Origin of the sequence: Prosthecodimorpha staleyi, assembly GCF_018729455.1 — a bacterium.
Lineage (GTDB): Bacteria > Pseudomonadota > Alphaproteobacteria > Rhizobiales > Ancalomicrobiaceae > Prosthecodimorpha > Prosthecodimorpha staleyi.
In genome coordinates, this window is the sequence record NZ_JAHHZF010000008.1 from 94,509 (window position 1) to 107,861 (window position 13,353).

Here is a 13,353-nt window from a genome sequence, read left to right on the forward strand (position 1 = left end):
CACAAGTCCGACACACGGCCTATAGAATATCGGCGTGGGGGAAGGGTCCGGTCCGCGTGGCGAGTCGGACCCGCCAACCGTAGCGCGTGCGAGTTCGAGGAGCGTGATTTGACGGTCCACGTATCTCCGGAAGCCCATCCGGCGCTGGTGCTCAATGCGGACTTCCGTCCCTTGAGCTACTATCCCCTGTCGATCTGGTCCTGGCAGGACGCCATCAAGGCGGTCTTCCTGGAGCGCGTCAACATCGTCTCGCAATACGATGTCGAGGTGCGCAGTTCCAGCTTCTCGATGAAGCTTCCGTCCGTCGTTTCGTTGAAGACCTTCGTGAAGCCGTCGCGCAATCCGGCCTTCACGCGGTTCAACGTCTTCCTGCGCGACCGCTTCCAGTGCCAGTATTGCGGCGATCGGGACGATCTGACCTTCGATCATCTGGTGCCGCGCTCGAAAGGTGGCCTGACCACCTGGGAGAACGTGCTGACGGCCTGCTCGCCCTGCAACCTGCGCAAGGGCAGCAAGACCCCGGCCGAAGCCGGCATGCATCCCCATCAGCTGCCCTACCGTCCGAGCGTGCACGACCTGCACAATAACGGCCGGCAGTTCCCGCCGAACTTCCTGCACGATTCGTGGCTCGACTATCTCTACTGGGATACCGAACTGGAGCCGTGACGGCGGCAGGGCGCGGGCGTCGGGGCGGAAATCCGCCGCCCCGGCCGGTTCCGGCGTCCGGTTTCAGCCGAGCGCGCCCGTGCGGTGCGGGCGGGCGAAGACGCCCCAGGCGGCGAGCAGGACGATGCCGCCCGAGACGACCGCGTTCCAGCCGGCGAAGCTCAGCCCGAACATGCGCCAGTCGACATCGGTGCAGCTTGGGATTCGGGTCTTGCCCATGTCCTTGAGCAGGTCCATGGCCGAGGTCGGCACGCCGCCGCCGCGGGTGGCGCCGCAATCGGTCGGACCCTGCCAGAAGCTCCATTGCGCGCCGGCCTGATAGATGCCGAGGGCCGCCCCATAGGCGAAGGCGAGACCGGCGAGCACCAGGCAGGCGCGCGGCAGCCAGGACGGGCCGCCCAGGCGGTCGGAGACCAGCGCGACCAGCACCAGGGGCAGGCCGACATAGTAGGGCGTGCGCTGTTCCAGGCACAATTTGCAGGGGGCGTAGCCGCCGATCAGCTCATAGCCCCAGGCCGCCAGGATGGCGGCAAGCCCGCCGACGAGGATCAGGCCGGCGGCGGTGAAGGCGGGCCGTTCGAGCAGTCTGGCAAGCATGGCGGGGTCCGGTCGGCGGGGCAGGGAACCCGGATGCCGGCTGCTGGGCAACGCCGGGGCGCGCCCGCGGGTCCGGTCCCGGGCAGGGTCACAGCGCGTATTTGATCACCACATAGAGCAGAATGATGGCGGCGGCGGCGAGCCCGGCGATCAGCCCGAGGCGCTGCTCGATGAAGCCGCGGATCGGCTCGCCGTAGCGGAGCAACAGCCAGGCGAGCGCGAAGAAGCGCGCGCCGCGCGCGACGATGCAGGAGACGATGAACAGCCACGGATCGATCGCCGCCGCGCCCGACAGGATCGTCACCACCTTGATCGGCGGCAGATGGGCGAGGCCGGAGGTGACCAGCATGAGCAGGATCGCGTCGCGGCCCGAGGCGGTGCGCAGGTGCTCGAAGGTGTCCAGCTTGCCGTAGAGCGCCAGGATCGGCTTGGCGATCTGCTCGTAGGCATAGTAGCCGAGGAGATAGCCGGCGATGCCACCGAGCACGGAGAAGACCGTCGCCACCAGGGCATAGCGCCAGGCTCGCTCCGGCCGGGCCAACGCCATCGGTAGGAACAGCACGTCGGCGGGGATCAGAAAGACCGAGCTCTCCACGAAGGCGATCACGGCGAGCCAGACTTCCGCGGATTTGCGGGCGGCGAGCGAGAGGGTCCAGTCGTAGAGGCGGCGCAGCATGGCCCCCGATTACCCGAGCCCGGCGCGGAAATCCATGGCCTTCGCACCCGCCGTCGACCCGGCCGCACCCGCCTCGCGTCCCATGTGAATTCGCATCCGCGCCGGATTGACGGAGAGACCCCGCCGACTAATATGCGCCGCCCACTGCCCCAGTGGCGAAATGGTAGACGCGGCAGACTCAAAATCTGTTGCTCGCGAGAGCGTGCTGGTTCGAGTCCGGCCTGGGGCACCATTTGCTTGCGGCAGGAATGGGGACGATCGGAAAGTCCGGCGTTCGCTTTAGCGCCGTAGCGCACTACCCAGGCGCGTAGCGCCTGGCGATGCGTTCTGGCCACCTGCGCCGTACCCTCAATACAAGCCTCGCCATCAACACGAACGTCAATCAAGCTATCGTCGCTGTCGCCGCACCGCATACTCTTGGTGTACTGCCGCCGAGCACCTACCGGTCAGGTGGGCTTGAGGACGCCGCCATGCGAAACCACGTCTGCGATGTCCTCGAAGGCGGCAAAGCGGCTTTCAAGGAACGCGCCCGGCGGCGCCGTGCGCGACTCGATCGATAAGCTGCTGGCAATTCGATTGTAGTCTCAACGCTGAGGCACGTGCCGGGCGCATTGTTGAAAGCAGTCTCATGAAGGCGGAATTGGGCTTACGAGGTCAGAACGAGTTTTCTGGATGGTGCGAGCCGGAGCAGTTTCATGTCCAGCGAGCCGACCCGGACCGCCTCGGCTGGGACTTCATGCTCGAGGCGGATCCTGACCGATCATCTGATATTCCTCTCGACCAGCAAAACGAGCTTCCGAAGTTTCTTGTGCAGGTTAAGGCGACCGAGCATGCAAATGCGGTCCCACACATCAAGCTCTCGGCGCTGAAACACCTAGTTGATGCTGACTTGCCTGCGGTGATCGCGATCCTCTTCTATTCCAAGGGTGGCCGACGTTCGGTTCGCCGTTTGATCGTCCCCATTGATGAAGCCGTGATCGAGGATACCTTGCGCCGGGTGCGCGAGCAGGAGGCGCATGGCAACCGCGCCATTCATACCATAAGGGTGCTGATCCCTACGGAACGCGCAGTAGAAATCGGTGGGGACGGAGAAGGGCTGTCGGATGCCTTGCATGCCATGCTGCACGGCTCCTTGAGCAACTACGTTGCGAGGAAAAGCCAGTTTCGAGAGACCTGCGGATTCGATGATGAGCCAATGGTCGGCCGTTTTTTCATTCCCGGCCCTGATGCCCGACACAGGCTGGGAGAGCTCTTTCTTGGCGGCCGACGGGAGCTTGATGTGAATCACCTGACCCTTGAGCGGCGGCGGTTCGGCATCCCGCTTGGCAACGACCAGCTTTATTTCCGTGATGCAGTTCTCGAAATGGATGCTCAGCCGTTACTTTCTGCTTCGATCGAACTCGAATCGGAAGCCGGCGACTGGATTGCTTTGCCTGTCGATGTCTTTGTGGTGCCGCCCCTCGTTGATGCTCGTGAACGCTCTCCCATTCGACTGGCGAACCGATTTTTCGAGGTAGTCCTGGACTTCGACAAGGGATGGGCTGGAATCACCGTCGACTATGCCGGTGATCGCGAGGTCGATCTCGAAGAGGCGGTATCGATTGTGCAAGTCGGTGCTATCCTGGCTCGACCGAAGAAGAATCTCACCATTCACTTCAAAGGCGCGCAATTGGCGCTTCTCGCAACGGACAAGCAGGGGCCATTCAATCATTGGATACCGGTCGCGCCGACGCTGCGCCGACTCTGTGCGGCAATCAGCCGATCGGCGCGTCGACCGCATACGTCGCTTCGGCTGTCGACGTTCTATGATTGGGTGGAGGAACATCAAGAAAAGCTAGCGCTGGGTTCGACCGCGGGCGTCAATCTCTTTTTCAGGCGCTGGGCGGAGGACAGTATTGTCGATGAGCAGGACACAATCTTGACGCCAATGTCGGTTGAGTTGGTAGGCCTGCAATACACAGCCCTCGTTGAAATCCCCATCGTCTCGGTGAGCCGACAGGAGATGGAAATCAAGATTGTTGGCGGCCAACCTCACGTGGTCGACGATGTCATCCGCGCTCCGGGCGCCGATATCTCGGATTTCATCGATCTTGCCGTCGAGTCCTCCAAACGCCGCCGCAATATCACCGGGCCGGCTCTCGTTGCGGGTGGCATCGAGCCGGCTAGTCCCGCACAGCAGTAGCGTTGGGCCTGTGTAAGCGGTGTCCTAGCCCCACCTTCCTCACCGCTGGGGCGACGATCGAGGTGGAGGCGGCAGGGTAACGGTGCGGATCTGCGACGGTGCGTCGCCGGCGGTGATCGACGCCCTGAAGAGCGTGACGTGACCCTCACCGTCGAGCGACGCTATCCCGATGTCGAGAGCTATTGGCAGGCCTGGTGGCGGGGAGCGCCGACAACGGGCCACGGTGCCGCCGGATCGCGTGGCCGACCTGCGCGAGGCGGTACGCGCCGCTCTCGACGTGGACGAGGGGATGGCGTTCACCGTCAAAGGCACGGCCACCGCCGTCAAAGGCAGGGTGCCCGCGTAGAAATCGGCCACAGGATGCCGCGCCCGACCTGCAAGGGAATCACGATATCGCTGAAGCTTGGCCCGCGTGACCTGGTCCCTTGAATTCCGGCTGTTGATGCGTTCGGTCCGTCATCATGTCGGGCTGCTCCCCGTCGTACCGCCAGTGGGCTGAGCCTTTTCGGGACGATCCGCTCCTCTCAGTCCGCGCTCGGCCCGCTGCCCCGTCAGGGCTTGGCGGGCTGGACCCAGGGGGCGATGTGCCAGTCGATCCTGATGCTTTCGGCGCAGGAATTGTCGAACTTGCGTTTCGGGTTGTCGATGAAGGCGACGCCCATCTGGGCCGCGCAGGGCTGGTAGATGAGGGCGCCGTGGCCGGCCTCGGGGATCAGGAAGGCCTGCGCGTTGGAGAGCTTCTCGATCGCGGCCCGGGCCCAGCTGGCCGGCGTCTGAATGTCGTAGAGGCCGCCCAGGGAGAGCGTCGGAATGTCGCTGGCGACCGGCACATGCCAGTTGTCGCGCGGCTGCATGGGGAAGGCGGTGCAGCTTTCGAAGAAGGCGCGGGCGGTCGCCTCCGTGGCCGCGCCGAGATGCGGATAGCGCAAGCTCGCGGTCAACGTCCGGTAGCCCTCCAGCGAGTTGAAGGGGCGGTCTTCCTGGCAGGCATAGATGTCCAGATAGAGCCCGCTCAGGAACGGCGACAGCCCGGCATAGCTGTCGCGCCGGATGATGGCGAAGGAGCCTTCGATCTCCGCGGCATTCATGGCCTCGACCAGCGCCGACAGTCGGTCCCGCGCCGGACCGCTGAAATGCGTGGCGACGAATTTGGCGAGCAGCGGCTTCCCAGGGGTGGCGGCCTGCATCGCCACATAGTCGCCGAGCGCCGCCTGCAGGCGGGCCTTGTCGCCGCTCAGGGTCTCCGCCATCGCGCGGCCAAGCTCGGTGTCGAAGGTGCGCGCCAGCGGGCCGAAGCCGCGCGCGCTCTCGACCGAATCGCGCAAGGCGCCGACCGCCCGGGCGATGCCCTGGTCGGCGCGCGACCGGATGGCGACGCCGTCGAGCATCTGCAGGACCAGGCCGTTCTGCTCGCCGTTCAGTTTTGCGGCGGCGGCCAGCACCTCCGCGTCGCCCGGCTTGGCAGCCTTGAACTTCGCGTCGATCAGCGCGGCGACGGTCGGCATCTCGCGGCCGCGCCAGAGTTCGTACACGAAGGCCGGGATGGAGCGCGTGATCGAGGCTTCGTCATAGTTGCCGTTGCGCGCCATGAAGGGCGCCAGCACGGTATCGACCGAGACCGTCTCGCCGCGGAACCGGATCTCGCCCTTCGCCGCCTTGTCGAGCGTCTCGACGACGATGCGTCCGAGTTGCGGATAGGCCGCGTTGCAGGCCTTGTCGGCCGCGCATTGGTCGACGACGTGCTGGATGACCTCCTCGCCCTTGTAGGCGAAGGCATTGTAGAGCCGCACCCAGGAAGGGGCGACGCCGTCGATGAGGACCGAGCGAATGCCCTGCGGGGCGACCCGCATCACCTCCAGGGCGAGCTTGGTGCCGTAGGAAATGCCGAGGAGATTGTAGTCCCTGTAGCCCAGCGCCGCCACGACGCGCGGCACATCCAGGGCATTGCGGGTCGTGTTGTAGAGGGCCAGCGGCACGCCGCGCTGTGCCAGTTCGTCGAGGCACTGCTTTATCAGCGCCGTGCCCGGCAGATGGCCGGAGTCCGGGCCGCCGCCGCCCGCGATCGCTGTCAGGTTCCCCGACATGGCGGCGGTGCAGTTGACCGACGCGCCGGATATCCCGGCTGAGCGCTGGTCGAAGGTGACGATGTCGCGGCGCTCGCGCCAGGGCCGGAAGGCGCGTTCGAGCAGCGGGATGATGGTCAGCGCGCTGCCGCCGGGGCCGCCCTGCAGGTAGACGACCGGATCCGGCTCGGGGAAGCGCGAAGTCGCCTTCAGGATCGCGAAGGACAGCGGCAGCATGCGGCCGTTCGGCTTGTCGGCATCCTCCGGCACGCCAACGGTGCCGCACAGGATGGTGCGGCCCTCGATCTCGTGGACGGGCAGCGGCCGCGGACAGGCCTGCAGGGTGATGGCCCGCGCCGGCTGCAGGCTCGCAGCCTTCAGGCCGGCGAAGGCCTCGGCGTCCGGGCTCCCCGAGAGGGTCGCGATCAGGGCGAGAATCTGTGCGTGGTCCATGCAAAACCCCAGGGCACCGACGTCGGATGCGCAACTTTGCATTCCGTAAGGGGAAGGACAATCGTGCGGGACATCGGGGATGAAGGGGACTTGTGCCGGACCTCAAGGTCGTGTCGCGGGCCGTGAGGGGCGGTTTGGAACGGCGTGGAGCCGTGCAGGCCGGCTCGGGATGCGGTGCTGCGCGTGGCCGGTCGGAGTCAGACCGGTCAGTCCGGATCGGACGTCTCCCCCGCCCCGCTGCCCGCGCCCGCCGCCACGCCGGCGAGCCAGCGGCGGATGACGGCCTCGTCTGTCTCAGGCAGGCCGCCGAGCAGGGCGGTCTCCAGGGCGTAGACGCGCGTCTTGGCGGCGGCGAGCGCGCTGCGGCCGGCCTCGGTCAGGGCGAGACGGCGGATGCGGCCATGGACGGGGTGCGGGCGGGCGACGATGAGGCCGGCGGCGGCCAGATTGGCGACGATCACGCTCATGGTCTGCGGCGTCAGCAGGGCGAGCCGGGCGAGATCGGCGTTGGAATGGCCCGGATAGGCGGCCAGCATGGTCAGGACGGAGAATTGCGGCGCGGTCAGGCCGATCGCGCCGAGCGCCTGGTCGATCCGCTGACGGAAGACATGGGCGGCCTGGCGCAGCAGATAGCCGAGATGGCCGGCCGCGCCGCGGGCGCCTTCGCCGGCGCCCGGCAGGGCGGCCGTCGTGGGGGACGGACGGGAAGCCGGTGAGGGCGGGTCCGGCTCCGTCCGGATTGCTGCGGGCCGGTTCGGCGCGGTCAGGTTCAGTGTGGGCCGATCGGAATGGGGAGGTGTCGGCGGCAGGCCGTCCGGCGATGGCGTGCCGCGGGCCGGATCGGGATCGTGCTTGCTCATCATCAGGGCTCTGATAACATGTTCGAGCCCTGACAATAGACCGATCCAACCGGAACGCCAATCATGGAACCGTCGCAATTCCAGTCGAAGCCGCATGTCGACTACGATCGCTTCCGCGCGCTGGCCCCGGATGCGGCCGCCGCGCTGACGGCGCTCGGCCGCGCCGTCGACGAGACCGGGCTTGAGAAATCCCTGACCGAGCTGGTCAAGGTCCGCGTCTCGCAGATCAACGGCTGCGCCTTCTGCGTGCAATTCCACCTCAACCTGGCGCGCAAGCTGGAGATCGAGGCCGGCAAGCTCGATCTGGTTGCGGTCTGGCGCGAGGCGCCGGGCTATTCGGCGCGCGAGCGGGCGGCGCTGGCCTGGGCCGAGCACCTTTCCGGCATGAACCGGCGACCGATCCCCGAAGACGCCTATGCGGCGCTGCGCGACGTCTTCTCGGAGGCGGAGGCGACCAGCCTGACCGTGTCGGTCGCCACCATCAATGCCTGGAACCGGATCGCCGGCGCCTTGGCCTTCGCGCCGCCGCGCCGGACCTGATCGAGTGGTTCGATCGAGACGGATGGTTCCCATCCGTCTCCTGAATCTGAACCACTAACTCTTTGAGGACATGGTCAAATCTGACATTTGCGGGACGCAAATGTCAGATTTTGACCACGAGGCCCGGTCCCGTCAGGCGGCGCCCTGGACAGGTGCCGCCGGCATCGGGCCGACATAGCGCGATTGCGGGCGGATCAGTCGGCCGGAGCGTTCCTGTTCGAGGACATGGGCGGTCCAGCCGGCCATGCGCCCCATGGCGAAGATGCAGGTGAACAGGTCGCGCGGCAGGTCGAGCGCCTCCAGCAGCAGGGCAGTGTAGAATTCGACATTGGTGTCGAGCGGGCGCAGCGGCTTGGCGGCGGCGAGCCGGGCGAGCGCCTCCCGCTCGACGGTCTCGGCGAAGCCGATGCGGTTGCCGGCGCCGCGCAGGCGCGAAACGGCACCCTTGAGCACGTCGGCGCGCGGATCGCGCACCCGGTAGATGCGATGGCCGAAGCCCATCAGCCGCTCGCCGCGCCGCAACGCATCGTCGATCCAGGGGCCAATCGCCGCCTCGGTGCCGATCGCATCGAGCATGTCGAGCACCGGACCCGGCGCCCCGCCATGCAGCGGCCCCTTGAGCGCCGACAAGGCCCCGATCACGGCCGAGAACAGGCCGGCCTCGGTCGAGGCGATCACCCGCGCGGCGAAGGTCGAGGCGTTGAGACCGTGATCGGCGACGGTGACCAGATAGGTCTCCAGCGCCGCGACAGCCTCGGCGCCGGCCGGCGCGCCGCGCAGCATGGCCAGGAAATCGTCGGCGAGGCCCCGCGCCGGATCGGGCGCGATCGGTGTCTGTCCGGCGCGCCGCCGGGTCAGGCCGGCGATGAAGACCGGCACCGCGGCGACCGCCAGAACGGCATGCGGTTCGGCCTCGGCGTCGCCGAGCGCGCCGAGCAGCAGCCGCAATCCCTCGACGGGGCTGAGCCCGTCCGTCGCGGCGAGACGCGGCAGCATCAGGTCGAAGGCGCGCAGGCGGGCGGGGCCGAGGGCGGCGCGGATCGCCGTCGCGTCCGGGCTGCCCGGCAGCAGGCCGGCCCAGAGCAGGGCCAGCACCGCCTCGAAGGGCATGCCGGCGAGGGTTTCCAGGTCGTGGCCGCGCACGATCAGCCGGCCGGCGGCGCCATCGACATGGCTGAGCATGGTCTCGGCTGCGACGACACCGTCGAGCCCGGCGGGAGGGCGCAGCGGCATATCGCGCATGTCGGCCGCGGCAGGGGCGACGGCGGGGGAGGGCGTGCCGGCGGTGGCGGGGCCGGCGCCGGCGCCGGGGTTCGGGATGGCGGTCGGACGGGTCATGGGACGCTCCTTTCGGTCGGGGTTGCCGGCAGGATGCGCGAAGGCTATAAGCAGTCAATATTGATTCATACGATCAATATAGATGGATCGAATGCACGATCGCGACAGCTATCTCGATGCGGAAGCCGCCGCCGCCCGCCTCGGCGTCAGCCGGGCGACGCTCTATGCCTATGTCAGCCGCGGCCTGATCCGCACCGGCGGGCCGGCCGACGCGGTCGCCGCCGGCGCGGTCGTCCAGGATCCGCGCCGCCGGCTCTACAGCGCGCATGACATCGAGGCCCTGGTCCGCCGCAAGGCCGTCGGACGCCGGCCGGACACGGTCGCCGCCACGGCGTTGGACTGGGGGCTGCCGGTGCTGGCCTCGGCGATCACCGAGATCGAGGGCGGGCGGCTGTCCTACCGCGGCCACGACGCCACCCGTTGGGCCGAGACGGCCAGCCTCGAAGACACCGCCCGGCTCCTCTGGGGCTGCGGCGAGGCCGATCCCTTCGCGGATCCCCAGGGAATCGCGCCGGCATGGGACGGCGACCTGCTGGCCGTCTTCGCCACGCTGCCGCTGACCGAACGCTGCCAGGTCCTGCTGCCGCTGGTCGCCGCCGGCCGCGCGACCGCCTGGCAGCGCGACGGGCGTCGGCTCTGGCCCGGTGCGGCGGCGCTGTTGCGCGCCATGGCCGGGGCGGCCAGCGGCTCGGCGCCGGACGCCCGGCCGATCCACGAGCATCTCGGGCGGGTCTGGGGGCTCGACGCGGCCGGTGCCGACCTCGTCCGCCGGGTTCTGGTTCTCGCCGCGGATCACGAATTGAACGCCTCGGCCTTCGCGGTTCGCGTGGTGGCCTCGACCGGGGCCTCGCTCGGCGCCTGCCTCAATGCCGGCCTGTCGGCGCTGAGCGGGCCGTTGCATGGCGGCACCACCAGCCTCGTCGAAATCCTCTTCGACGAGGTCGTTGCGGCCGGCGATGCGGCCGGCGCCGTCGAGACCCGGCTGCGCCGGGGCGACGGCATCCCGGGTTTCGACCACCCGCTCTATCCGGACGGCGACCCGCGCGCCGCCGCCCTGTTGCCCCATCTTCCGGCCGATCGGCTGCGCGACGATCTCGCCGCCGTCATGGCGGAGACGGCCGGGCGGCTGCCGAATATCGACTTTGCTCTTGTGGCCTTGCGCCGCGCGCTCGGCCTGCCGCGCGGTTCGGCGCTCGCGCTGTTCGCGGTCGGGCGCACGGCCGGCTGGATCGCCCATGCCCTGGAGCAGCGTCGGGACGACAGGCTGATCCGCCCGCGCGCCCGCTATGTCGGTCCATCCGCGGCGGACGGTTCGGCCCGGTAGGCGGGCGGGGCCGGCCGGCGCCGGCAGCCGGAATGCCGCATCGCAAAATCGCCCGAATGGCGCCGGCAACTGACGGCTCCATGCGGGGGCTGCGGATGCTGATCGAAGCGACGTCACGGAGTGCCGGGACGATCATGGGGCGCAGGGCGGCCCGGCCGGCCGGCGCCCGGCGAGCAGGCCCGGGCGGTGCCCGTTCCTGATGCGGCGGATCCGGTGGACCGCGGCGCCCGTCCGGCGTCCGGCGCCCTCTTGGGGCTTCGTCGTCTCGCTGGCGGTCCATGTCCTGGTCGGGCTCGGCCTTCTGTGGTCGGCGCCGGTGCACCGGCCCGAACCGCCCCGTCCGCCGGTCCTGGAAGTCGAAATCCTGCCGCCCGCAGTGTCGCCGCCGCCAGCGGTGCCGGGCGGTTCGCCGCCGGCGGCCCGTCCGCCCGTCGGCCGGCCGGTCGGGCCTCCGCCTCCGCCGGAGGCTTCGGCGCCCGCCCCGTCACCGGTCCCGCCGGCCGCCGCCCCGGGTCCGGGCGGCATGATCGCGGCGACCCGCATGCTGTCGGCCCGCATCCTGGCCGATCCGCGCAGCCGCGAGGCCGTGAAGACGCTGTCGCAGCTCTCCGGCGACGACCGCATCGACCAGCTCTGCGGCTTCGAGGCGCTGGAGCAGATCGCGGCCTGGAACGGCCGCCTGCATCCGGACCGGGTGGTCTCCTACGCGATCGAGGAAACGCGCCAGTCCGGCCACCGGCTGATCGCCGAGGGCGCCGCCGTGCATTCCGGGCGGCGCTGGTACCGGCTGCGCTTCACCTGCGATCTGGCGCCGGACGGCAGCAAGGTCGTCGGCTTCGCCTTCGCGCTCGGCGCCGCCATTCCGCGCCGCGACTGGGAGGGCTACAGCCTGCCCGACGAGGGCGAGGCGGCGGATTGACCGGCGTGCATCGCGGCGGCGCCGAGGCCGGCCCGAAACGCAACGGGACCGATGCGCCTGCACCGGTCCCGGCCTGCATTTTCAATCAGTGACGACGGCCGTGCTCGCTCAGCGCCGGCCGGCCTCGATCACGTCGTCCAGGCTGCGCAGCCCGGTGGTCGGCGCATTGACCAGCACCGCCATATTGCCGGGGGCGTGCTGGTTCTTCCACATCTTGGTATGGGCCGCCGGGATCTTGTCCCAGGGGAACACCTCCGACATGCACGGATCGACCCGGCGGTCGAGCACGAAGCGGTTGGCGGCCGCGGCCTGCTTCAGATGGGCGAAATGCGAGCCCTGGATGCGCTTCTGATGCATCCAGACATAGCGCGCGTCGAAGGTGATGTTGAAGCCGGTCGTGCCGGCGCAGAACACCACCATGCCGCCGCGCTTCACCACGAAGGACGAGACCGGGAAGGTCGATTCGCCCGGATGCTCGAACACCATGTCGACATTGTTGCCCTTGCCGGTGATGTCCCAGATCGCCTTGCCGAACTTGCGCGCCTCCTTGAACCAGGCGTCGTATTCGGGCGAGCCGACCTTCGGCAACTGGCCCCAGCAGTCGAATTCCTTGCGGTTGATCACCCCCTTGGCGCCGAGGCTGAGCACGTAGTCGCGCTTGGTCTCGTCGGAGATGACGCCGATCGCGTTGGCGCCGGCCGCGGCGCAGAGCTGGATGCCGAACACGCCGAGGCCGCCGGAGGCGCCCCAGACCAGCACGTTCATGCCGGGCTTGAGCTCGTGCGGCTCGTGGCCGAACAGCATGCGGTAGGCGGTCGCCAGCGTCAGCGTGTAGGAGGCGGCTTCCTCCCAGGTCAGGTGCTTCGGGCGCGGCAGCAGCTGGCGGGCTTGCACCCGGCAGAACTGCGCGAAGGAGCCGTCATGGGTCTCGTAGCCCCAGATGCGCTGGCTGGTCGACAGCATCGGGTCGCCGCCATTGCACTCCTCGTCGTCGCCGTCGTCCTGGTTGCAGTGGATGACGACCTCGTCGCCGACCTTCCAGGTCTTCACCTTCGAGCCGACCTTCCAGACGATGCCGGACGCGTCGGATCCGGCGATATGGTAGGGCTGCTTGTGGCCGTCGAAGGGCGAGATCGGGGTGCCGAGCGCAGCCCAGATGCCGTTGTAGTTGACGCCGGCGGCCATCACCAGGACCAGCACCTCGTGGCTGTCGATCTCCCAGGTCGGCACGACCTCGAGCTGCATGGCCTGCTCGGGCGGGCCGTGCCGGTCGCGCCGGATCGCCCAGGCATACATGTTGGCCGGCACATGGCCGAGCGGCGGGATCTCGCCGACCTCGTACAGATCCTTCAGAGTCTCCGAACCGGAGAGACCGTCCTTCTGGAGCGCGTTCGCCGCCATCTCGTCCTACCCATTCTGTCGTCGAGACCGCCCCTCCCGGGCGACCCGACGACTATCCGACATTTTTTCTGCATTGCAACAGAGCCGGGCGGAACCTGCCGACCGGGCCCGGGCACTATGGGTCCGCGCGAGGGTTCGATCCATTGGACCAAGGGATGGCCGCCGGAGCGCCGCTTCGCGGACCCCCTGTCGGCCAAGATGAAGCGCGCCGGGCCGAAGTCTCTGCGACTTTCCGTCCCTGCGGCGGCGGGTAACGCCGGCGGCCGGAGATTGCGGCTGGAGTTTCAGGGGCTCGGATTCACGAGGAGGATGGGTGTCGTCCGTCTTGATCGGG

11 protein-coding genes, 1 tRNA gene and 1 pseudogene are annotated in these 13,353 nt (G+C 68.5%); 7 read left to right on the forward strand and 6 right to left on the reverse strand.

Going from position 1 to position 13,353, the window contains the following annotated elements; translation table 11 throughout:
- The first annotated feature begins 108 nt into the window (after nucleotides 1-108).
- Entirely contained in the window at nucleotides 109-666 is a 558-nt protein-coding gene (locus KL771_RS16815; protein ID WP_261969698.1) for an HNH endonuclease, read from the forward strand.
- A 63-nt stretch (nucleotides 667-729) separates the two neighbouring features.
- On the opposite strand, the gene KL771_RS16820 is transcribed toward KL771_RS16815, so the two are convergent.
- Nucleotides 730-1,263: a disulfide bond formation protein B gene (locus KL771_RS16820; protein WP_261969699.1), complete on the reverse strand. Its 534-nt coding sequence runs from the start codon at nucleotides 1,261-1,263 to the stop codon at nucleotides 730-732.
- Between the two features lie 88 nt (nucleotides 1,264-1,351).
- On the reverse strand, nucleotides 1,352-1,939 hold the full coding sequence (locus KL771_RS16825) for a YqaA family protein (RefSeq protein ID WP_261969700.1): 588 nt from the start codon (nucleotides 1,937-1,939) through the stop codon (nucleotides 1,352-1,354).
- A gap of 146 nt (nucleotides 1,940-2,085) precedes the next feature.
- On the opposite strand from KL771_RS16825, the gene KL771_RS16830 reads away from it, so the two are divergent.
- From KL771_RS16830 to KL771_RS16835, 3 genes and pseudogenes are all read left to right on the forward strand, one after another.
- Nucleotides 2,086-2,171 (forward strand) — tRNA-Leu (locus KL771_RS16830).
- 112 nt (nucleotides 2,172-2,283) lie between these two features.
- Nucleotides 2,284-2,499 (forward strand): annotated as a pseudogene (locus KL771_RS28375) (AAA family ATPase); the annotation flags it as partial.
- A gap of 68 nt (nucleotides 2,500-2,567) precedes the next feature.
- Nucleotides 2,568-4,121 carry a hypothetical protein gene (locus KL771_RS16835; RefSeq protein WP_261969701.1) on the forward strand — a complete coding sequence of 518 codons (1,554 nt, stop codon included), beginning with the start codon at nucleotides 2,568-2,570 and terminating at the stop codon, nucleotides 4,119-4,121.
- Between the two features lie 551 nt (nucleotides 4,122-4,672).
- Here the strand turns inward: KL771_RS16835 and KL771_RS16840 are convergent.
- Nucleotides 4,673-6,637, reverse strand: a complete 1,965-nt coding sequence (locus KL771_RS16840) for an alpha/beta hydrolase (RefSeq protein ID WP_261969702.1) — start codon at nucleotides 6,635-6,637, stop codon at nucleotides 4,673-4,675.
- A 206-nt stretch (nucleotides 6,638-6,843) separates the two neighbouring features.
- Nucleotides 6,844-7,500 (reverse strand): MarR family winged helix-turn-helix transcriptional regulator, encoded by a 657-nt coding sequence (locus tag KL771_RS16845; protein ID WP_261969703.1) that lies wholly within the window; start codon nucleotides 7,498-7,500, stop codon nucleotides 6,844-6,846.
- Between the two features lie 60 nt (nucleotides 7,501-7,560).
- Between KL771_RS16845 and KL771_RS16850 the strand changes: the two genes are divergently transcribed.
- Nucleotides 7,561-8,037: a carboxymuconolactone decarboxylase family protein gene (locus KL771_RS16850; protein WP_261969704.1), complete on the forward strand. Its 477-nt coding sequence runs from the start codon at nucleotides 7,561-7,563 to the stop codon at nucleotides 8,035-8,037.
- Between the two features lie 132 nt (nucleotides 8,038-8,169).
- On the opposite strand, the gene KL771_RS16855 is transcribed toward KL771_RS16850, so the two are convergent.
- A complete protein-coding gene (locus KL771_RS16855) occupies nucleotides 8,170-9,270 on the reverse strand; it encodes a citrate synthase (RefSeq protein ID WP_261969895.1) in 1,101 nt (366 codons plus the stop codon).
- A 187-nt stretch (nucleotides 9,271-9,457) separates the two neighbouring features.
- Here KL771_RS16855 and KL771_RS16860 point away from each other — a divergent pair, with 187 nt between their 5' ends.
- The gene (locus KL771_RS16860; protein WP_261969705.1) at nucleotides 9,458-10,699 is read left to right on the forward strand and encodes a citrate synthase family protein; all 1,242 of its coding nucleotides are present in this window, start codon (nucleotides 9,458-9,460) and stop codon (nucleotides 10,697-10,699) included.
- Between the two features lie 199 nt (nucleotides 10,700-10,898).
- Nucleotides 10,899-11,618, forward strand: coding sequence for a DUF930 domain-containing protein (locus KL771_RS16865; protein ID WP_261969706.1), 720 nt, complete (start codon nucleotides 10,899-10,901; stop codon nucleotides 11,616-11,618).
- A 108-nt stretch (nucleotides 11,619-11,726) separates the two neighbouring features.
- On the opposite strand, the gene ccrA is transcribed toward KL771_RS16865, so the two are convergent.
- On the reverse strand, nucleotides 11,727-13,019 hold the full coding sequence (gene ccrA / locus KL771_RS16870; RefSeq protein ID WP_261969707.1) for a crotonyl-CoA carboxylase/reductase: 1,293 nt from the start codon (nucleotides 13,017-13,019) through the stop codon (nucleotides 11,727-11,729).
- Between the last annotated feature and the right edge of the window lie 334 nt (nucleotides 13,020-13,353).

Coding starts and splice junctions, on each gene's coding strand:
- KL771_RS16820 (WP_261969699.1), bottom strand. CDS start 1,263: ATGCTTGCCAGACTGCTCGAACGGCCCGCCTTCACCGCCGCCGGCCTG.
- KL771_RS16835 (WP_261969701.1), top strand. CDS start 2,568: ATGAAGGCGGAATTGGGCTTACGAGGTCAGAACGAGTTTTCTGGATGG.
- KL771_RS16855 (WP_261969895.1), bottom strand. CDS start 9,270: ATGCCGCTGCGCCCTCCCGCCGGGCTCGACGGTGTCGTCGCAGCCGAG.
- KL771_RS16845 (WP_261969703.1), bottom strand. CDS start 7,500: ATGATGAGCAAGCACGATCCCGATCCGGCCCGCGGCACGCCATCGCCG.
- KL771_RS16825 (WP_261969700.1), bottom strand. CDS start 1,939: ATGCTGCGCCGCCTCTACGACTGGACCCTCTCGCTCGCCGCCCGCAAA.
- ccrA (WP_261969707.1), bottom strand. CDS start 13,019: ATGGCGGCGAACGCGCTCCAGAAGGACGGTCTCTCCGGTTCGGAGACT.
- KL771_RS16860 (WP_261969705.1), top strand. CDS start 9,458: ATGGATCGAATGCACGATCGCGACAGCTATCTCGATGCGGAAGCCGCC.
- KL771_RS16840 (WP_261969702.1), bottom strand. CDS start 6,637: ATGGACCACGCACAGATTCTCGCCCTGATCGCGACCCTCTCGGGGAGC.
- KL771_RS16865 (WP_261969706.1), top strand. CDS start 10,899: ATGCGGCGGATCCGGTGGACCGCGGCGCCCGTCCGGCGTCCGGCGCCC.
- KL771_RS16850 (WP_261969704.1), top strand. CDS start 7,561: ATGGAACCGTCGCAATTCCAGTCGAAGCCGCATGTCGACTACGATCGC.